The sequence below is a fragment of the Desulfosporosinus sp. genome, assembly GCF_014237355.1.
Lineage (GTDB): Bacteria > Bacillota > Desulfitobacteriia > Desulfitobacteriales > Desulfitobacteriaceae > Desulfosporosinus.
Genome location: NZ_JABZFS010000015.1, coordinates 15,842 through 36,548, shown reverse-complemented (window position 1 = coordinate 36,548; position 20,707 = coordinate 15,842). Strand labels below are relative to the sequence as shown.

The following is a 20,707-nucleotide window of genomic DNA, read 5'->3' as shown; positions in this document are numbered from 1 at the left end:
TCCCTTACACGATTTTCGTCGTCCATTCCTCCAGGTTCCACACATCCGTGACCCAATCTTCGTAAAAATCCGGTTCATGGGAAACGACAATGACAGTTCCTTTATATTCCTTAATCGCCCGCTTAAGTTCAGCCTTAGCCTCTACATCCAAATGATTCGTAGGTTCGTCAAGAACCAACCAGTTCACATCTTTCAGCATCAGCTTACACAAGCGAACCTTGGCATTCTCTCCTCCACTCAAAACCATCATTTTGCTGGAGATGTGTTCACTAGTCAAACCACATCTAGCTAAGGCTCCGCGCACCTCAGAGTTTGTCATGCCGGGAAACTCATCCCACACTTCCTCCAGTGCCGTCTTAGTATTCTTGCGACTGGATTCCTGCTCGAAGTAACCCGGGTAAAGGTAGTCTCCTAACTCAACTTCACCGGACACGGTTGGGATAAAACCGAGGAGTGTCTTTAGCAAGGTGGATTTTCCTAATCCGTTCACTCCACGGATGGCAACTTTCTGTCCACGCTCCAGGGCTAAATCCAAAGGACGAGTTAAGGGCTCATCATAACCCAAAACAATATCCCTTGCTTCAAAAATCATCTTTCCGGGAGATCGAGCTTCTCTAAACTTAAACTTTGGTTGAATCCTCTCCCGAGGTCGCTCAATCAGATCCATTTTTTCCAGCTGCTTCTGCCGGCTTTTTGCCCGCCCAGTCGTTGAAATCCGTGCTTTATTACGAGCAATAAAGTCTTCGAGGCGGTCCACTTCTTTTTGCTGCTTATCATAGGCTTTTAGTTCATGGATCTTTCGAGTTTCTAGGAGCTCCATAAATTGTTCGTAGTTTCCTGTATAGCGTGTCAACAGCGCATTTTCCACATGATAAATAACGTTAATAACGCTATTCAAAAATGGCACATCATGAGAAACAAGAATAAAAGCATTCTCGTACTGATTAAGGTAGCGTTTTAACCATTCAATATGCTCTACATCTAAAAAGTTCGTTGGCTCGTCTAAAATTAAAATGGTTGGATTTTGCAGTAATAGTTTGGTCAATAAAACCTTTGTCCTCTGTCCACCGCTTAAATCCGCTACATCCTTGTCCAGACCAATTTCTCCAAGCCCCAGTCCATTAGCAATTTCTTCAATTTTTGCATCAATCATATAAAAACCATTAAGCTCTAGAATGCTCTGGATTTCTCCTACGTCTTCCAGAAGCTTGTTCATTTCACTTTCGGAGACATTTCCCATTCGGTCATACATCTCCAAGGTCTCTGCTTCTAAGTCATACATTCCCTGGAAGGCCTCTTTAAGCACATCTCGAATGGTCTTCCCTTTGGACAAAACCGTATGCTGATCTAAGTAACCCACCGTCACTCGATTCGACCATTCCACCTTACCTTTATCAGGCATAAGCTTACCTGTAATAATATCCAGAAAGGTCGATTTCCCTTCCCCATTCGCTCCAACTAAGCCAACGTGCTCACCTTTTAATAAACGAAAGCTAACATCTTCAAAGATCTTACGTCCACCAAACCCATGGCTGACATTTTCAACAGTTAAAACACTCATCTGACTTTACTTCTCTCCCTTAAGTAAACTTATATGTGCAGAGCTCCTCCCCTTTGAAAAAGCGGGAGTCTTACTTATCAAACATTCCACCGACCTTGCGTCGTTTGATGCCTTTTCTCTTTTCTCCGATTTTCTGCATAGCTTTAATAGGACCGCCTTGTTGAGAGCTCTTCAGTTTCTTCTCCTCAACCAACTTTTTCATCAAGTCCAAGGTGTTTTTATCCATTATTTTTATCCTCCAATTGTTTAAGTCAAATCGCTAATTCAAAGAACATTGTTCCTAGCCCTTGTTTTGCTCTATCTTCTCTGCCAGTTCCGTCAAATACGTCCAACGTTCGAGCAGATCATCTAGTTTTTGTTCAAGGGTTTGTTGTATTTTTACTAACTCATTTAGCTTTCCAAAATCACTACCCGCCTCATTCATGGCTTGGTTGGTTTTTTGAAGTTCTTCTTCAACTTGAGCAATCTGAGCATCAATCTTAGCATATTCCTGTTGCTCTTTATAGCTCATTTTCAGAGGACGTTCTTTCTTCCTCTCTGATTCTTCCTTTTCCAACCCCACATCAATGCCTCGGAAGTTTTTTGCTAAAGACGCTAGTTTCACGGCCTGTTCAGCTTCTTGTTCAGCAGCATATGCCTGCTCACGATAGTCCGAGTAATTTCCCTCATAGGATCGGATTTCTCCGTCCCCTTCAAAAGCAAAGATCTTATCTGTGACACGATCCAGAAAATAGCGATCATGAGAAACAGCGATGACTGCCCCCGGAAAATCATCCAGATAGCTTTCCAAGATCGTTAAGGTTTGAATATCTAAATCATTGGTAGGTTCATCTAATAAAAGAACATTCGGCGCACCCATCAAGATCCTCAATAGATACAGCCTGCGCTTTTCCCCTCCGGAGAGTTTATTAATCTGAGTCCATTGAACGGCTGGTGGAAACAAAAAGCGTTCTAACATTTGAGAGGCCGTCAAAAAACCTCCATCTGCCGTGGGAATTACTTCCGCTACGGCTTTGATCGCATCAATCACTCGTATATCCGGATCGAAATAGGTGTTTTCCTGAGAAAAATATCCCAAGTTAACCGTCGTCCCCAATTCTATGCTTCCACGATCCGGTGTCAGGTTACCGGCAATTAGATTTAGCAACGTAGACTTGCCGCTTCCATTAGGGCCAATAATCCCTATCCGGTCATTTCTCAAGAGGATATAACTGAAGTTCTTAATGACCACCCCCCGATCAGGAAACTCTTTTCGAACGTCAGTACATTCTAGAATCTTCTTTCCTAAACGAGATGCCCCAGTCGGCATTTCAATCCGACCTGCCTGCTCCAGTGGCTTCTCAGCCTGCAGCTTTTCAAAACGCTCAATCCTAGCCTTTTGCTTTGTCGTTCGAGCCTTAGCCCCTCTCCGCATCCAAGCAAGCTCGCTGCGAAAGAGATTTTGGCGTTTTCGCTCAGTAGCTTCCACCTGCTCCTCTCGTTCTGCTTTTAACTCCAAGAAGCGGCTATAATTACCTGGATAAGGATAAAGCTTCCCCTGGTCTAACTCAAATACTCGACCAACCACACGATCAAGAAAATACCGATCGTGGGTGATCATTACCAGCACACCTTTGCGTTTATGAAGATACTGCTCCAACCAGTCGACAGTATCGTTATCAATGTGGTTGGTTGGCTCATCAAGAATCAGGATATCGGTAGGGGTAATGAGAGCACTAGCTAAGGCAACCCGTTTTCTCTGTCCACCTGAAAGATTTCCTACCAAGGTGTGAAACCCTGAAATCCCCAGCTTATTCAAGATGGTTTTGGCCTCGTTTTCAAGTTGCCAGGCATCCAACTCATCCATTTGCTGACCTAAGGTGATTAACCTTTGCTGAAGTATCGGATCATCGGAATCTTCATTCAGCTTTTCTAAGGCTAATTCATACTCCCGCAGCAACCTCATCTCCGGGGAATTCCCTTTAAAGACCTGCTGTAAGACTGTTGCAGAATCCTCGAACTCCGGATTTTGAGGGAGATACTCTAAGCGGATACTATTACCTGTCGTAACTTTGCCCTGATCTGGCCATTCGATACCCGCCAATATTTTAAGCAATGTAGACTTGCCCGTCCCATTGACTCCAATAATCCCAATTTTTTCCCCTTCGTCGATCCCAAAGGAAATGTCTGTGAAAAGAACCTTCTCGCCATAACTTTTTGTCAAATTCTCAGCAGTTAAGACATTCATACTAACCCTCTTTTCCTTAGCAAAAGCTGTAGAACATCTTATTATATCATAGTTCGAGGAAGGATGCCCAATGATTAGTGACTCGAACAGGACGTTCAAGATTAGAGAACTGCCATAGAGCAAAGCCTTATGGCCAAGTTTGCAGAATAGAAAAAAAGCTGCTCTTAGTTAATCCAATTCGGAAACCAAGAACAGCCTCTCTGGGGTAGGCGGCCGGTGATACCGCCCCACTTTTTTTACGAGCTTATCTTAAGTCTTTTCATTACATAAAACTCGTTAATCAAGGCATCTAATTTACAGCTAATACTCACAACTCGATAATCAGTGAGATTTTTGTCGGAAGCAACTTCATGCATTTCTAATCTTAATTCTTCTATTTGCTGATCTATTAACTGCTCCATTTTGGAAAACCTCATTTCAACAAATTAATGAACCTTGGAACATTCTAATATATTTTCCAAATATCATCAACAATATATTAGATAAACTTTTGTCGAAAGGAGATGAATTGAGCAGACTAGGAAATAGTCAGTATATTCCAATAGTTTCCTAAATACTCCAGACAATTTTTCCTCTCTTAAACACCATTTCAACGGGATTACTTCCAAAATGATAGGGCAAATAATTTAGATTCGGAATATCTAGGATAACCACATCTCCTTGTTTTCCAACCTCTAAACTCCCTATTTGATTTGCCCTTCCGATAGCATGCGCTGCATTAATCGTCACCGCAGTCAACGCTTCCTCCGGGGTCATCCTTAGGTAAAGACAGGCCAAGGTTAAAACCAAAGGCATGGATTCCGTAGGAGAGGATCCGGGGTTCGAATCCGTAGCCAGCGCTACAGGTACCCCTGCTCGAATCATCTCCCTCGCTCTGGCATAGGAATTCTTAGCAAGATTAAAGGAAGTCGCCGGAAGCAGCACGGCAATCACACCTTGTTGGGCTAGAGCAGCAATTCCTTCATCTGAAGCTTGGAGTAAATGATCGGCGCTAATAACACCTAGTTTTGCTGCTAATTGTGCTCCTCCTGCTGAAGCTAATTCGTCTGCATGCATTTTTAACTTAAGATTTAAGGCTTGCGCCTTTACTAAAATCCGCTCACTGGATTCAAGACTAAAAACTCCCGGTTCACAAAAAACGTCACAGAATTCCGCTTGGCCCTCAGCAGCAATTTGAGGCAACATCTCATCCACAACATAGTTGGTAAACTCCTCTTCGCTGTAACCTGGCGGAACCGCATGGGCTCCCATAAACGTTGGTACCAAATCAACCGGCTGTTCTCCATCTAACTCATGGATAAGACGCAAAGCCCGCAGTTCTTCCTCCACCGTTAAGCCATAACCACTCTTCGCCTCAACCGTCGTGGTTCCCATGCTGAGCATTGTCCGAAGTCGACGATGTGTTTGCGCCTTAATCTCTTCATCCGAAGCCTGCTTTGTACTCCGAACTGTCGAAAGAATTCCTCCACCTTGTTTAAGTATCTCGAGATAGGGAACCCCTTTTAACTTTAAGGACAATTCATTCTCCCGTGAACCGGCGTAAAGAACATGGGTGTGAGGATCCACGAACCCCGGAGTAACAACTTTACCCCGTGCACTTATTTCCTTTGTATCAGGTCCTACCCAACCCTTGGCGCGAAGGTCCTGTGTTGTGCCTACTGCAACAATTTTTCCCTCTCGGATAGCCACGGCCCCGTCTGCGATCAACCCGATCTTCGACATATCTTCCCCGCAAGCTGGACTCTCGGAATAACCACTCATCGTCGCCATCATTTGCGCAGAATGGATTAAGAGATCGGCATAAACCACATAATCATCTCCCTTCAAGTCAATTTTATTAGAATACTTGGCTGGCGCCCGAAGACACTGTCTTCGCACGGGTTAGCTTATCTTAAAAGCCTTCAGGCGTAGGCGGCAGCCTTAGTTGCACTTATGCTTCAGACGACGAAGACACCGTCTTCGCACGGGTTAAACCTTCTTGCAGCACTGTCTTCGCACGTATTAGCCTTCTTGCAGTATCAACGAAAAGTTATACTTTCTGTCTAGTAAAAGCAAAAGAACCTTCCCCTGCTTCCTTAAACTGTTTTCTAAACTTGGAGAAGTCAACAACTAGTTATACTGGTTTGGATTTGCCAAATTTTATGCGGCTGTGAGCACAATTTTGCTGTTCAGCACACATCTCACAGGTTATTGCGCAAGACAAATTCGGCTTATTGAGCTTTTCACCAACTGGGATAACTAAGGTGTGAGATTTTACCGGAGACATTAACATTCCTTCCCCTAAGGTGATGCCCAGTTCACCCCCATCAAGAAGAGTAAATAAGATTTTCTGAGCTTCCAAAGGAATCTGATAACCACCCGGGCATAAGTTATGACCCGTCTGTAAACCGCGAGCTAGCACCTGCTCAACAACCATGCCCCTTAACAATTCCAAAGCCTCATCAAGGGCAACGGTCCCGCAACCATCCAAGACCATGCCATCGAGCATCTCCCCTGCTTCAAACAAACGGATTGATTCTTTTTCGAGAGGAAAACCAATCGTCTGAATCGCAATTAACACCTCGGTTGCTCCCGTAAAAAACGAGGTAACAGCCTTAATAGGATACTGGTTTGCCAGAAGAATTTCTCCCGGACCCGTGACTTCCACTGGGATATAGCCATAGATACAGCGAGCTTCAATAAGCTCTAAAGCTTTGAGGCGCATCTGTTCAATCACAGGTTTAAAGTTCTGACTCCGCTTAGAATCTGCATCCGGCATGCCGATTCGCCGATAGATCTCTGAAGTATCTAACTTCAAGTTATCCCACGTAATATATTCCATTATTTTCCTCCCAAACTTGCGGCCTCCAAAGATGCTATAGCCTGTCCAAACCCGAAATCCTAGTATCAATAATTAAACTCAAACTGGGAAGGCTATATGTGATTAATTCTTAAGGAGGCCGTCAAAATGCTCTGTGCAGAAGTATCAATTTACCCGCAAAAAACGAATAACGCTAGTCAAGTCATTACAAATGCTATTCAAACCTTATCCCAAGAAAACGTAGAATACAAAGTGGGTTCTCTCAGCACCCATATTGATGGAAACGATGAACAAGTATGGACTGGAATCAAGAAAATCTTCACTGAAGCTCAAAACTCAGGCGAAGTAAGCATGGTAGTCACTATTTCAAATTCCGCCCACTAAAATGCAAGGAATCGATCCATCGAAGGGGTTAGCAATCAATGCTAACCCCTTTTTTCGAACGTTTCATCTCCCGTCGTCCTAAGCCCCCTTCGACCCACAAGCCAGAGTAAGTTTCTTAGCTTAAGGAGCACTTTAGAGGAATCGCGTCAATGGACGCAGACGACGAGGCGTGAAGAAACGCAATGGTTCACATTCAGAAAGCCCAGAGGTTTTGCGTTTTAGCCTCGACGGCAAGGGAATAGCGATGGATCACGATAGTGTCCGGTACGATACTCTCCGGTGGAGAGTATCGCCGAAGCCGTGATCCCGTAAGGAAGACCTAACGGCGAAGGATACACTATCGCCGAAGCCGCGATCCTTATAGGAATACCTTACGGCGGAGGATGTAAGACTGGGCTAAGAAACTTACTCCCTAACCAACCGATCAATCAATTCATCCTTGGGAATAAACGGAACTGTAATATGTCCTAAACCTTTATACCGTTCATTAAACTCGATACTCGTCTCAATGGAATGTTCGTTTCTAGCCCAAGACCGTCGCGCAACTCCACCGATCACGTCCCATAATAGAGCAGATTTTATGATGCTGTCCACTCGCTCGCTCCCATCAAGCACCAGGCCAAATCCACCATTGATAGCTTTACCAATGCCGACGCCTCCTCCATTATGTAGAGAAACTAGACTCATACCCCGGGCGGCATCTCCCGCGAAGCTTTGTACCGCCATGTCGGCCATGACATTACTGCCATCTTTGATGTTTGCAGTCTCTCTAAATGGAGAATCTGTTCCACTTACATCATGATGGTCCCGACCCAGCATGACGGGCCCAATCTCCCCGCTCCGAACCATTTGATTGAATTTGAGAGCAATCTTAATTCGCCCTTCAGCATCTTGGTAAAGAATTCGGGCCTGGGTTCCAACGACTAGTTTGTTTTTCTCAGCATCTTTAATCCAAATATAGTTATCTCGATCTTGACCCCGGCGATTAGGGTCGATACAAGCCATCGCTGCAGCGTCAGTTTTACGTAAGTCTTCCGGTTTACCACTTAGACAAACCCATCTAAAGGGTCCATACCCGTAATCAAAAAGCTCAGGCCCCATAATATCCTCTACATAGGATGGGAAAATAAAGCCGTCTTTCTCATCCACGCCGTTTTTTGAGATCTCGTTTACTCCGGCATCATAAACAGCTTTCATAAACGAATTACCATAATCAAAGAAATACGTCCCACGTTCTACCAGCGTCCGAATTAATTTAAATTGACGAACCAAACTCCGGTCTACAAGCTTTTTAAACTCGACTCGATCAGTTGCCAGTAACCTCGTCCTCTCGTCGAAGGAGATTCCTTGAGGGCAATACCCTCCTTCATAGGCAACGTGACAGGAGGTCTGATCACTCAGCAAATCCACTTTGATTTGATGATCAACCGCATACTCCAATAAATCTACAACATTACCCAGATAGGCGATGGAGATGGGTTCTTCTTTTTGCACATACTCAGCTGCAATACGAAAAACTTCTTCTAGATCTGTAGAGGCTCTACTGACCCAACCCTGCTCATAGCGAGTCTTGATTCTAGACTCATCCACCTCAGCAATAATCCCCACACCACGGGCAATCTCTACGGATTTTCCTTGAGCTCCACTCATGCCGCCAAGACCTGACGAAATAAACAAACGCCCTCTTAAATCCCCATCGTGGGGAATACCTAACTTCATTCGCCCAGCATTAAGTAAGGTATTAAAGGTACCATGCACAATTCCCTGGGGGCCAATATACATCCAACCCCCGGCTGTCATCTGACCATAGTTCGCGACACCCATCTGTTCAGCAATCTCCCAATCCTTCTGATTGTCAAACATCCCGACCATTAAAGCATTGGTGATGATGACTCGCGGAGCTTCTGGACGAGAGGGGAACAATCCGACGGGATGACCGGATTCCATGACCAGGGTCTGCTGATCCGTCATAACTTCCAGATAGTTCTTAATCAAGCGATACTGCAACCAGTTTTGACAGACACTTCCTGTTTCGCCATAAGTCACAAGTTCGTAAGGGTAAAGTGCCACCTCAAAATCCAGGTTATTATCGATCATTACCTGAAAAGCCTTACCCTCTATACAGTTTCCCTTGTATTCCTCGATAGGTTTGCCGTACAATCTCCCCGCCGGACGATAACGATAGGCATAAATCCTGCCTCTGGTTCGTAGTTCCTCTAAAAATTCCGGCGCCAATTGTTCATGTAATTCTTCGGGAACATAGCGCAAGGCATTCTTGAGAGCAATTTTCGTTTGATTGAGAGATAGGCTATACCCTCGATCCGGAGCCCGTCTAATCCCTTCCACAAATTCTTGCATTTCAGGCAATTCTGAGTCCAGCTTAACTGTCATAGCTTGAGAAATGTCATAGTTACTGATCATGCTTGATCACTCCTCACTTGAATCTTTAAAAGAAACTTGACGAGGTACTCAATAGGTCTTACCCCAAGTCTCTATGGTTCTCATGGTTTTAGAAATAGGTACAGTCATCCCTCAGGACTCCTGTACCCTTTCATTATACCTATCTTAACCTATATTATCTGTCATACCCAATAATCACGGATTAAATTACTCCTAGGCGATTAATTTTTTACACAAATCTGTAGCTGCTGCAGCATCTGGTGCATATCCATCTGCACCAATTTCCTCAGCAAAACTTTGTGATATAGGGGCCCCTCCAATTACGATCTTGACAGAATCACGTAAGCCCTCTTCCTCCAGAGCCTCAATGGTATCTCTCATCGACAGCATAGTCGTTGTCAGAAGAGCGGACATACCAATAGCTTGGGGCTTATGTTCCTTAACAGCTTCAACAAAAGCTTCCGGACTTATGTCAACACCCAGATCAATAACCTTAAATCCAGCACTTTCCATCATCATAACGACAAGCTTTTTCCCAATGTCGTGAAGATCACCCTTTACCGTACCGATTAACACCGTCCCTGCAGAAGGCATGTCTCGATCCGCAATCAGGGGTTTTACCAGTTCAATTCCTGTGCTCATAGCCTTAGCAGACATCATAACCTCTGGGACAAACATATCCCCAGCTTTAAAGCGAACACCAACAACATTCATACCCGCCATTAATCCCTGATTAATTATCTCCAGGGGCTCTGTGCCATTATCGATCAGCCTCTGGGTTAATTCCTTAGCCCCATTATAGTTCCCACTGATCACCAGTTCTGCTAAATCATTTAAACTGCTCATTTAGATTTTTCCTCCTCATAATATAGGCTATCCAAAAGGTGCGCAACATAAGTTTGTTGCAGATCAATACTAAGACTATATTCTATCATATTTAAAGTGGACTTGTTCTGTAAATCTGAACTTCCAGACTTTAGCAAGGCACGAGACGCCTCTCCGCTGCTAGCCCGGGCTTAGCTCCCCCCGAGCTTTTCCTTAGCCTTCCGAAGAACTTCATTAATCTGAGCCTTTACTTCCTCAGAGACAGGTTTTGGCTGATGAGTTTCTAAGATAAGTTTGATGCGGTCTCTTGCCCGTTCAACCATGGTCTTACTGCCGTTCTCAGTCCAGTTTTCATAATTATTGAAATCCGAAAGATCTGGCATCCAGTTCTGTCTAAAATGCTTCGCCGTATGGTCATCTCCAAGGAAATTTCCTCCTGGGCCAACCCGCATGATTGACTCGACTCCTAAGGACTCTTTATCTGTATCAATCCCCTTCAACAACCGCCGGGTCCGTCCAATCACCTCATTGGAGATAACCAGCAACTCTAAAGAGCCTGTTATCCCAAATTCCATGTAGAAAACATCATGCATAATATTGCACCCTTGGAGGGCTCCCATTAAAGTGAACATCGTCGACTCCATGATTGCCTGTTCATCGCAAACCTTAGAGTTACTGCATCCAGCATAGCCCCAAGACGGAAGCTGATAATAGTGGGCCAGATCAACGGCTCCTCCTTGAAAGAGCACAGCTTCAGGTGTACCATAAACAGCCTGCATCGTGCGCATATCGAGGGGAGAATTCCCATAACCGTAAACAAAGGGAGCCCCTGGAGCTTTCAGCTGATGAATAACTAACCCGCTCAAGGCTTCAGCATTGGCCTGTACCAAAGCCCCTGCCACTGTCGTAGGAACGGATGCGCCGGCAACACCGCCACAGGCGAAATTTGAGGGAACCCCATATTCTGCAGCAATTAACAACTTTTCAATAGATTCCTTGGGATGCTGGAGCGGCGAGGTCGGCTCCGTATAGATCATAAACAGAGGTTTCTGACGCAAACGATCGTTTCCGCCTCTAACACTAGATGCCATCTCAATAATATCTTTCAGAGTATCCCCGTCTTCGGCAATAACTACTTGAGGTTTCTCTGTGTTTTGAACCATAATTGCATATTGTTCCCGGTTAATCATCAAGGGATTCACATCAGATAATAGCCCCATTGACATGACAAAATCAATATTGGGTAATTTATCACAGATTCTAATCGCCTTAGCGACATCCTCCTGACGCCAACTCCGCCGTTCTAAGGTAAAGGGATCGAGATAGTTCAACGTATCAGATCCTGTGCCAAAGTAAACATTAGACCCTTCTAAATGCAGCGCAGCATCTCCATTACGGTTATATAGTGTCACCCGTGAAGGGGCCGATTGCAATGCTTGCTTCACGAGAAAACTCGGAAAATAAACCCGGTTGCCATTTTCTACATGCGCCCCTGCCTTCCGAAGTAGTTCGACTGCCTCCTCATGGTGAATCACCATGCCTGTATCTTCGAGGATTTGACAACTTGCGAGATGTATCTCCTCTGCTTGCTTTTCCGTGAGCGTTCGAAAGAACAGCCCGTTGCCGTGTGAACTTCCTACTCCCATTACTATACCCCTTTCATACAATCCTCGGAACACCCCCTTCCCAAAGTGGGTGTTCCCTCGTAGAACTTACTTCCGACTTTGATAAAGTATAGCCGTGTCGCCTTCCCCATTAAGAAGGAGTTAGAGTCCTCTACTTCTGTACTTCCTTATTTCTTTCGTCTACTAGTCGCTTTCGCTTTATCCGTCTCAGCAATAATTTCATTTAATCCCTGCCGGATGGTTTCGTTTAATGGTTCTGAAGTATGATTAGCCACAATTTCTTTTGCCAATTCCTCAGCATTATCTTCCATGGATTTAGACCCTTGCTCTTCCCAAATCTCCCAGAATGAGCGATTAAACTGTTTAGGCGTCCACACTTCTTCACGGAAATGCTTAAAGGTATGTTCATGGCTAACATAGTTTCCACCGGGTCCCACTTCATCAATTACATCGACAGCCATGGTCTCTTCATCAATACGAGTTCCTCTTCCCATGTAACGAGCATTATCCATGAAATCGTTGCACATAGTGAGGAAGGTCAAGGAACCGGTTTTTCCGCCTTCTAGATATCCCACATCGTGAACTAGATTAGCACCCATTAACTGAGCCATTAAAATCCCATTTCCAGCCTCCATACCTGCCTGAGCATCAGGAACCGGCGAATTGACACAACCAGCTTCCGTAAAGTTTGGAATACCATAAAATTGGGATAATTGAGTCATGATAGCATAGTTCATCATGGTTTCCGGAGATCCATACAAGGTCGCGGTAGTTCTCATATCCATAGGAGTTGCACCGCCGCCAATGATAATCGGTGCTCCTTTTTGTTTTAATTGAGCCATGACGACTCCCGCTAACGCTTCAGCATTCATTAATACAATGGTTCCGGCTTTCGTTACCGGCGTAGTAGCCCCTGACAAAATTCCTGGAGTATATACCACGGGCACCCCATATTCAAAGCAAGCAAACATCTTGCCCACCCCGTCATTGGTGTGTACTAACGGAGAGATTGGCTCAGAGTAAAGTATTAAGAAGGGATTTTTCCTAAGCTCTTCTTTACCACCAACTACTAAAGCCGCCATCTCTAATTGAGCCCGCATGTTGATTTCATCATGGGCCGTAACAATCATCGGTTTTATCGTATTAGAGACCATTGCTTCTAATTGATGAAGATCGCTCACCTTAGAACTCGTATCCGAGGCGATAGCATAACTCATGACAAAATCATAATTAGGTAAATAATCCATAACCCGGCAAGCAAGTTCCACATCGTTCTTAGTAGAACGTCGACGCTTACCTGTTTCTAAATCTATCGTGTAGGGCAGGTCTGAGCCTGTTCCAAAATATGTGCGATTCTTTTCTAAAGGCATAACCCGGTTACCCTTCCGATTAGCTACCACAATTTTGCTCGGTGCTAAGCGAATGCATTCCTCTACTAACCAACTCGGAATTCGAACACGGTTCTCATTAACAATACATCCCGCATCTTTCAACAGTTGTAACGCTTCTGGGTGATCTACTTTAACTCCCGTTCGTTCCAGGACTTCTAAGGTTGCAAAATGAATTTCCTCAATCTGTCCCTCGCTCACCCAGCGCAATAATGGAGTTGTTTGTTCTATACTATTGGAACGAATCTTTTTCATTGGTAGTACCTGGTTAATAAAACTTGGAAAAAACCTAACCTTTTCCTTTCCTAATTCTTATCTGTTTATCGTTCTACACTCCAAGTTTTTGATGTCTCTCTGCTTAGCTTACCTCCAGAGTTATCTCCAATACCTAAACAACTTCAGGTATTATTGAGCTATAAACTCTGCTCCTCGCTTGCCGATATCCATATCCGCAAGTGGGTTAAGACCTGATGGACAAACATTGCAAGTTTCATGCCACTCCTTAGGAAAGGACAAATTCCCGACTTGAAGTTATTTGTTTAAGCCTTAAAAGATTCATATAGGCCCCTATAGGCTCAGTCAGACTAATTATACCAGCTTCCTTAAGGCATCTTTCTACCTTACAAAGACAAAGAATTCCCTCTAAAATAAAAGAAAGGAAAGCGTTACCGCAAAAAATATTTGCTTCCCTATTCTCTCTAGGGTCCTGACTTTTCAAGATATCTACGCGCCAAATATTTTAGCTCCGCATAAAATTATTGCGCCTTTTCTGCCCCATCATCGATAGCTTGGACCATGGAAATAGCCTTACCGGTACAAGCCTCGACACAAATCCCGCAACCCCAGCATTTGCTCTGGTCGAACATGACCCTTCTGCGCGCCTTGCCCTTCACGACCGTTTCCGCATCTCCCAGATAAAAAGCTTCGAAATGGCAGCGCTTAGCACATACTCCACAATGTGAACATTTAGTTTCATCATACTGAGCCACGTAACGAATGACTGGAAACACGCCCTTGGTTCCCTTTTCTTGAGCTAGGCGTATAGGATAACAACAGCAGGAACAACAATTACAAATATAAGTCGGTCCCTTTGTCTTCCAGTCACTATTTACTTGATGCATCAGACCGTTCCTATGAGCCGTCTTGATAAGTGCTTTCGCCTCTTCCTTCGTAAGCGAACGACCTGATGTCCGGTCGGTTATGGTTTCATCAAAACTCAAACAAGTTTCTACTGGCTTGGCACAATGCTCTGCCAACTTACGACAATTACAAGGAACTACACGAATATCGCTCACCGACTCCAGTACCTCGTCAAGATCTTCAATCATTAGAAACGTCTCCGGACACCTATCCACTACTTCTCTGTTTTTAAGCGAATCAAGATAGGAATCCATTCGCTCAGCGTAAACACTATAACACCACTGATCTAAAGCTTTTTTCAAACCCTCTTCAATCAGATAATAGTCTATATCAAACTTACATAAATAATCCAAAAGCTCATAGAAATCCGCCCCATAATAAACAAGTTCCCCATCAAGCTCTTCCTTATGAACAATATGCCTATTATAACAGCTAATCAAAAAATCCTGCACATCCTCTAAAGCGCCATCTAACCTTGACGCCACTTCAAGCACAGAACACTTCTCCCCATCCAGCCGAATCACCAGCTCCATCTCACCCTCAGAAACAAAACGAGAGAGGTGAGGAATAACAAATTCAGGCACACCAAACAAAGTAACAAACCGATCCAAATTAGCCATATACAAATCCAGCCTTTCACGATGCAAAAGTTTACAAAGCCACTTTACACCCCTTGAAAAACAATTGGGCATAAAGTGGCCAATTTAATTAGGTAAGCGACTTGCCAAAGAAATGCCTCCCCCGTTCCTAGCCCCTCGGCGCAGCACCGAAGTTGAGGTGCGTCCGCCCAGACCCAAGATAAGAGGCATTGACTTAGCTTAATGAGCATGTGAGTAGAGTCGCGTCAATGAGAGCAGCCGATAAGGCGTGAAGAAACTCAACGGTTCACATTCAGAAAGCCCAGAGGTTTTGAGTTTTAGCCTTATCGGCAAGCGAATAGCGACGGCACGAGTGCGAATGGGCTAAGTCAATGCCTCCGCCCCAAACGGGCCCGCACCTCAACTTCGCTCCAAGCCGACCTACTTAATCAATCCCTTACTCTTTAAGAACGTCGTTGAAACTTCCTCAATGGACTTCTTCTCAACGTCAGCTTGCATGTTCAGTTCAGTAATCGTCTTGGTATCTAACACAGAGCTCAATTTCTTAAGATCCTCAGCCAGGGTAGGATACGCATCCACGACTGCCTGACGTACAACAGGAGCTGCATTATAAACCGGGAACGCCTTCTTATCATCCTCGAGCATCACTAGCTTATCCGTGACAATTCTCGGTTCCGTAGTGAAAGCCAAAGCCAGATCCCCTTTTTTGTTGGCAAGAGTCTCATAGTTAAGACCCATAGCTACATTGACAAAATCTCCTTTTGGCATTTTAAAATCATAAACCTTTTCAAACGATGGCAATCCATCTGCTCTTCCTTCCCATTCAGGGAAACCAACAAATTTAAGGCTTTCACCCTTTTTCACTTGAGCAACATAGTCAGAAATAGTTTTTAAATTATACTTTTCAGCAATCTCCGGACGGACCACAATTCCGTAAGTATCATTAAGCGGGGCGTAATCCAGCCAAGCAATTCCATTCTTAGCATCCCACTCTTTAATGAGTTTGTAGCTTTCTTCAGCCTCAAATACTGGCTCATGCTCCATTAAATTCATAACACCTGTACCTGTGTACTCCCAATAAAGATCAATTTGCCCGGAGGTCAAAGCAGGTCTGATGACGGCTAATTCGCCAAGTCCCATTTTGTTTTCGACAGGATAGCCAAGCTCTTCCAGATACTGAAGACTCATCGTTCCTAAAAGTGCAGCTTCAGTAAAGGTCTTGGAGGAAATCTTAATGGTTGGTCCTTCTTTCGCCTTGTCTGGAGCCGGTGCATCCGCAGGCGTCTTTGATCCGCAACCAATAACCCCGCCTAAAGCTAATGCGAGGGTCAAGATTGCAACGAGAAATAATGATCGTTTCTTCATATACATACCCCTTCCTTTAATTGAGTTGTCCTAATTATACATCTTTTCACAATATTAGCGTAGACCCAATTTTCATTATTTTGGCAAATACCCCTCCTTTTCCAACGGCTAATAAAATCACCTTAGTCTCTCAAGCTCCTTAATGTTAGTCTATATGCAAGCAAAGAATGCCAGGCCAAGAACCGTTCACTCGCACTCTTTCCGCTTACTCAATCTACATCCCTGGCGGGGTAATTCGATACTCAAGATAATTGATCATCCGATCTAAAAAGATAGCCATCAGCGCCCCAAGTCCTGCACCAACCAGCAAGTATTCAGGCCTGAAAAGAGTTAATCCACCCTGAATAAGATTGCCCAAACCGCCGGCCCCAATAAAAGAGGCTAGTGTACCCATACTTACGACATAGACCGTTGCCGTGCGAATACCGCTCAGAATAATCGGTATAGCCAACGGAATTTCCACTTCTAAAAGAATTCTCCGTTGGGACATTCCCATACCGCTGGCAGCTTCCTTAACATCTGAACTAACACCTAATAAACCAGCAATCGTATTTCTTACGATGGGCAACAGACTCTGGAACAAAAGCGCAATTATGGCAGGCTTCATTCCCAATCCAAGAAAGGGTAAAGCCAAGGCAATAACAGCAAGTCCCGGAACAGCTTGTAAAAGGTTGAGTATATTCATGGTAAAAAGGCCGAACTTTTTAAACCTCGGACGACTTAGGAAAATTCCCAGGGGTATGGAAATCAAAATTGCGATCCCTATTGTGACCACAACAATCATAGAATGCTCCAACAAAGCCTCTGGAGCCTTCTCGAAAAGAGCAAATCTAAAATTCTCCCAACTCATTTACTCCCCCTCTTTCCTGTACACATGCTTCCTAATCCCTTTGAAAGAGAGCATTCCACATAGTTCCTCGCCCTTTAGAATTCCGAGATAATCCGCATCATACTCCAGCAATAAGGAAAGTGCATCAGGGAACGGCGTGGTTGTTTGCACGAAAGCCTTTTCCGTCCTACCAATTCGTTTTCGCAGCCCCCCCAGGTCCTTCCCAAACTCGTCAAGATCAGAAGAGGTGATATGCCCACAAGCCTTACCCGCTTTGTTCAAGAGAAAGGCAACTTCTGCCCCGGCTTCCTTCATTTTCTGAGCAGCATTACCCAATTCATTTTCCTTCACAACACAACGGATAGGTTGCATTGCATCTCCAGCAGAATATAAGTTCAGCTTTTTAACAACCCTATCACGACCAATAAAGTCCTCGACAAACTCATTGACCGGATTGGTTAAGATCTCTTCAGGAGTTCCAAATTGCACTAGTTTTCCGGCATTAAAAATAGCAATTCTATCCCCCATTTTTATAGCTTCATTAATGTCATGAGTAACAAAGACAATGGTCTTCTTTATTTCTTTCTGTAAACGAAGCAATTCATCCTGCAAATGGGTCCGAGCAATGGGATCAACTGCTCCAAAAGGCTCATCCATCAACATAATAGGCGGATCAACCGCCATTGCCCTTGCCACCCCTACTCTCTGCATTTGTCCGCCACTAAGCTGAGCAGGATACTTGCCTCTTGTTTTCTCCAAGTCAAGCCCCATCATAACAATCAGCTCATCAACTCTTTGCTTGATTTTCTCCTTCGGCCATTTATATAACCGAGGTACGATGGCAATATTTTCGGCGATAGTTCGATGGGGCAGTAGTCCAATTTGTTGAATGACATAGCCAATCCCCATCCGCAGCTGGTCTGGATTTTTCTGTGTTACGTCCTCTCCGTTAATTTTCACGATCCCCGATGTAGGTTCGATCATACGGTTAATCATGCGTAAAATTGTACTTTTCCCGCAGCCTGAGGGCCCGACTAAGACACATATCTCGCCTTTAGGAATGGAAATAGACAATTTATCAACTGCCGGCATAGCCTGACCTGGGTATTTTTTTGTAATTTGTTCTAGTACGATCATCAAATTCCTCCTCTGAAAACTCTATCTTGTCCTTAGTTAGACCTTCTGTATTGATGAGGAGTTAGCGGCTGATTCTTAATCCTTTTGGAACAATTCGTTTCTCAATCAGTCCAAGAATAGTATCTAAACCTATAGCAATTACCGAAATAATCAAAGCACCTGTGACCATCATAGGAGTATTTGAACGAACGAGACCTTCCTGAATAAACCGCCCTAAATTACGCTCCCCAATATAGGTAGCTATCGCCGCAATCCCAGTCGTCATTACTACCGTCACTCGAAAACCCGCAAAGATGATCGGCATACCTAAAGGCACAAGAATTTCAACTAGAATTCTCCTTGTACTCATACCCATCCCTCTAGCAGCTTCGATTACACTGCGATCGACGTTTTTAACCCCGTCATAAACACTGCGAATCAAGGGCATCATCGCATAGAGAACTAATGCCAACAAAGCAGATTTTCGACCTAATCCAAACATCGGAATAGTTACTAAAATTGCAAACATGGACAAACTTGGAATACAAAATATCGTGTTTGCCAGAGCTAAAACCCTAGCCGCCCATTTATCACTTTTTGTCAACAAGAGCCCAACAGGGACCCAAATTGCCAAGGAAATTCCCACTGCCAATAAGACTAGGGTAAAATGATTCTCAGAATACTCCGAAATAGTCCTAGTATTTTTCATCAGAAAATCAAGAAAATCCGATAAAGCCACTCTCCATCACCCCACTTTCTTCATTAATGATTAGGAATTTCCGGCGAGAAAGGACCGGCGACCTCCTTAATTGCACCGTTAAATCAGTCTTTTAAAATAGAATAGAACTTAATAGTTTCTGCAAGAATTGTGCCTACTTTCAGACAATTGGGGTTTCCCCTCAATATCTCTTATGCCGCAAATTTCTTTTGCTCTAAAGATGGGACTACTAAACAACTCTAAACCTTGCCAGACATGTAATAACGATTAAAAGCGTACATTTTTTGCGCGCCTAAAAATTTTGCATCCGAAGTTTTTTCATTCTATATTGCAGGTTTTGCCGGGCAATCCCTATGGATTCAGCAGCCCTGGTGATATTCCCCCCATGGTTTTTTAAGGCTTCCCAAAGCACTTGTTTCTCTACCTCACGCAAAACGTGAGCTAAAGTACTAGATCCCTTTTTATATATTTCAAACGAAGTTCCATCCTGACTAAGAAACTTCGCCTTAAGGTAATGTGGCAAATGGTCAACGGTAATAACTCTTCTCCCATCAAGCATGTTCATCGCGCTTTCAATGATATGCTCTAACTCCCGTACGTTTCCCGGCCATTGATATCTAAGAAAAACATCCCTTAGATCAGCTCCAATCTGAACCGCTCCTAATCCATAGATTTTTTGGTATCGATTCAAAAAGAAGTGAATTAAAGCCTCTATATCTTCCTTCCGATCGTTCAAAGGAGGAATAAAAAGGGTCATAACCGCTAAGCGATAAAAAAGATCTTTTCGCAAACTACCGTTATTCACGGATTCCCACGGATCAACATTCGTAGAACTGATAACTCGGCAGTGAACAGGAGTTTCTGTGGTTCCGCCAACTCGCCTCACCATTTTTTCCTGGACCACCCGCAAGATCTTAGCCTGCAGGGCGATACTCATACAATTAAGTTCATCCAAAAACAAGGTTCCCTGTCCAGCTTGTTGGAACAGCCCCTTAGATTCTACCGCCCCTGTAAAAGCCCCCTTAGCCGTCCCAAAAAGAATACTCTCCAAGAGTGTTTCTGGAATGGCGGCACAATTAATCGCCACAAAGGGTTCGTTTTTGCGAAGGCTGTGATTATGAATGGCTTGAACCAGGAGTTCCTTACCCGTTCCGGTTTCTCCAAACACTAAGATAAACCCATCCGCTAAAGCCGCTTTCTTAGCTGAAGCAATCAGGCTCTGCATAGTGGAGCTAGCATAGATTATCGATTCAAAGGTATAACGGGTTCCATTACTACCACGCTGTTCTTGCCCTTCCATACCAATTTGATCATGCAATTGCATTGTTTTGGTCAGTAATTCTTTGAATTTAGTAATATCCTTACACACGGAATAGACCGCAACCACCTGATCGTTTTCAATTACGGGAAACGTACTGGCGACAATAGTAACCTCTTTACCCCTGTTCGTGAAATAGGTTTTATGTTTCTCTAGAATAGGTTCATGAGTTAAGGCAACACTCAAGTGTTCACTGCTTTCAACTGTTACAGCGTCATAGACTTCGTTCAGATGCTTTCCGACAACATGTTCTGATAATAACTCCTCTAACTTAGCCATTTCAGCATTATAGAAGATGATCTTCCCCTCGGGATCAGTCACAATGACCCCTTCATCAATTGAATTAAAGAGATGCCTAAAAACTTGAACTATAACTTCATTTGCAGGCATACTCCTACCCCCTAGTTAATGT

17 protein-coding genes are annotated in these 20,707 nt (G+C 44.0%); 1 reads left to right on the top strand and 16 read right to left on the bottom strand.

Features of this window, described 5'->3' with window-relative positions; genetic code table 11:
- Window positions 1-4: 4 nt before the first annotated feature.
- The 6 genes from HGJ98_RS03595 to HGJ98_RS03570 form a co-directional block, all read right to left on the bottom strand.
- On the bottom strand, window positions 5-1,561 hold the full coding sequence (locus HGJ98_RS03595; protein ID WP_291349669.1) for an ABC-F family ATP-binding cassette domain-containing protein: 1,557 nt from the start codon (window positions 1,559-1,561) through the stop codon (window positions 5-7).
- A 70-nt stretch (window positions 1,562-1,631) separates the two neighbouring features.
- Entirely contained in the window at window positions 1,632-1,787 is a 156-nt protein-coding gene (locus HGJ98_RS03590) for a hypothetical protein (protein ID WP_291349668.1), read from the bottom strand.
- Between the two features lie 54 nt (window positions 1,788-1,841).
- The gene (locus tag HGJ98_RS03585; RefSeq protein WP_291349667.1) at window positions 1,842-3,788 is read right to left on the bottom strand and encodes an ABC-F family ATP-binding cassette domain-containing protein; all 1,947 of its coding nucleotides are present in this window, start codon (window positions 3,786-3,788) and stop codon (window positions 1,842-1,844) included.
- Window positions 3,789-4,024: 236 nt separating this feature from the next.
- Complete coding sequence (locus HGJ98_RS03580) at window positions 4,025-4,189, bottom strand: aspartyl-phosphate phosphatase Spo0E family protein (protein ID WP_291349666.1); 165 nt, start codon at window positions 4,187-4,189, stop codon at window positions 4,025-4,027.
- A gap of 148 nt (window positions 4,190-4,337) precedes the next feature.
- Entirely contained in the window at window positions 4,338-5,597 is a 1,260-nt protein-coding gene (hutI, locus tag HGJ98_RS03575) for an imidazolonepropionase (RefSeq protein WP_291349665.1), read from the bottom strand.
- Between the two features lie 304 nt (window positions 5,598-5,901).
- The gene (locus HGJ98_RS03570) at window positions 5,902-6,609 is read right to left on the bottom strand and encodes a vitamin B12 dependent methionine synthase (protein WP_291349664.1); all 708 of its coding nucleotides are present in this window, start codon (window positions 6,607-6,609) and stop codon (window positions 5,902-5,904) included.
- Window positions 6,610-6,735: 126 nt separating this feature from the next.
- Here HGJ98_RS03570 and HGJ98_RS03565 point away from each other — a divergent pair, with 126 nt between their 5' ends.
- Window positions 6,736-6,972: a YkoF family thiamine/hydroxymethylpyrimidine-binding protein gene (locus HGJ98_RS03565; RefSeq protein ID WP_291349663.1), complete on the top strand. Its 237-nt coding sequence runs from the start codon at window positions 6,736-6,738 to the stop codon at window positions 6,970-6,972.
- A 405-nt stretch (window positions 6,973-7,377) separates the two neighbouring features.
- On the opposite strand, the gene HGJ98_RS03560 is transcribed toward HGJ98_RS03565, so the two are convergent.
- The 10 genes from HGJ98_RS03560 to HGJ98_RS03515 all read right to left on the bottom strand — a co-directional run bounded on the left by HGJ98_RS03560 (window position 7,378) and on the right by HGJ98_RS03515 (window position 20,685).
- Window positions 7,378-9,393, bottom strand: a complete 2,016-nt coding sequence (locus HGJ98_RS03560; protein WP_291349662.1) for a urocanate hydratase — start codon at window positions 9,391-9,393, stop codon at window positions 7,378-7,380.
- A gap of 192 nt (window positions 9,394-9,585) precedes the next feature.
- Window positions 9,586-10,218, bottom strand: coding sequence for a B12-binding domain-containing protein (locus HGJ98_RS03555; RefSeq protein WP_291349661.1), 633 nt, complete (start codon window positions 10,216-10,218; stop codon window positions 9,586-9,588).
- 170 nt (window positions 10,219-10,388) lie between these two features.
- On the bottom strand, window positions 10,389-11,843 hold the full coding sequence (locus HGJ98_RS03550) for a trimethylamine methyltransferase family protein (protein WP_291349660.1): 1,455 nt from the start codon (window positions 11,841-11,843) through the stop codon (window positions 10,389-10,391).
- A 146-nt stretch (window positions 11,844-11,989) separates the two neighbouring features.
- Entirely contained in the window at window positions 11,990-13,465 is a 1,476-nt protein-coding gene (locus HGJ98_RS03545; RefSeq protein ID WP_291349659.1) for a trimethylamine methyltransferase family protein, read from the bottom strand.
- A gap of 500 nt (window positions 13,466-13,965) precedes the next feature.
- Window positions 13,966-14,997 (bottom strand): ATP-binding protein, encoded by a 1,032-nt coding sequence (locus HGJ98_RS03540; RefSeq protein ID WP_291349658.1) that lies wholly within the window; start codon window positions 14,995-14,997, stop codon window positions 13,966-13,968.
- Window positions 14,998-15,369: 372 nt separating this feature from the next.
- Window positions 15,370-16,314: a glycine betaine ABC transporter substrate-binding protein gene (locus tag HGJ98_RS03535; protein ID WP_291349657.1), complete on the bottom strand. Its 945-nt coding sequence runs from the start codon at window positions 16,312-16,314 to the stop codon at window positions 15,370-15,372.
- Between the two features lie 214 nt (window positions 16,315-16,528).
- The gene (locus tag HGJ98_RS03530; RefSeq protein WP_291349656.1) at window positions 16,529-17,164 is read right to left on the bottom strand and encodes an ABC transporter permease; all 636 of its coding nucleotides are present in this window, start codon (window positions 17,162-17,164) and stop codon (window positions 16,529-16,531) included.
- The gene (locus HGJ98_RS03525; protein ID WP_291349655.1) at window positions 17,165-18,280 is read right to left on the bottom strand and encodes an ABC transporter ATP-binding protein; all 1,116 of its coding nucleotides are present in this window, start codon (window positions 18,278-18,280) and stop codon (window positions 17,165-17,167) included. It lies immediately after the preceding gene.
- 61 nt (window positions 18,281-18,341) lie between these two features.
- Window positions 18,342-18,998 carry an ABC transporter permease gene (locus HGJ98_RS03520; RefSeq protein WP_291349654.1) on the bottom strand — a complete coding sequence of 219 codons (657 nt, stop codon included), beginning with the start codon at window positions 18,996-18,998 and terminating at the stop codon, window positions 18,342-18,344.
- Window positions 18,999-19,269: 271 nt separating this feature from the next.
- Window positions 19,270-20,685 carry a sigma 54-interacting transcriptional regulator gene (locus HGJ98_RS03515; RefSeq protein WP_291349653.1) on the bottom strand — a complete coding sequence of 472 codons (1,416 nt, stop codon included), beginning with the start codon at window positions 20,683-20,685 and terminating at the stop codon, window positions 19,270-19,272.
- Window positions 20,686-20,707 lie beyond the last annotated feature (22 nt).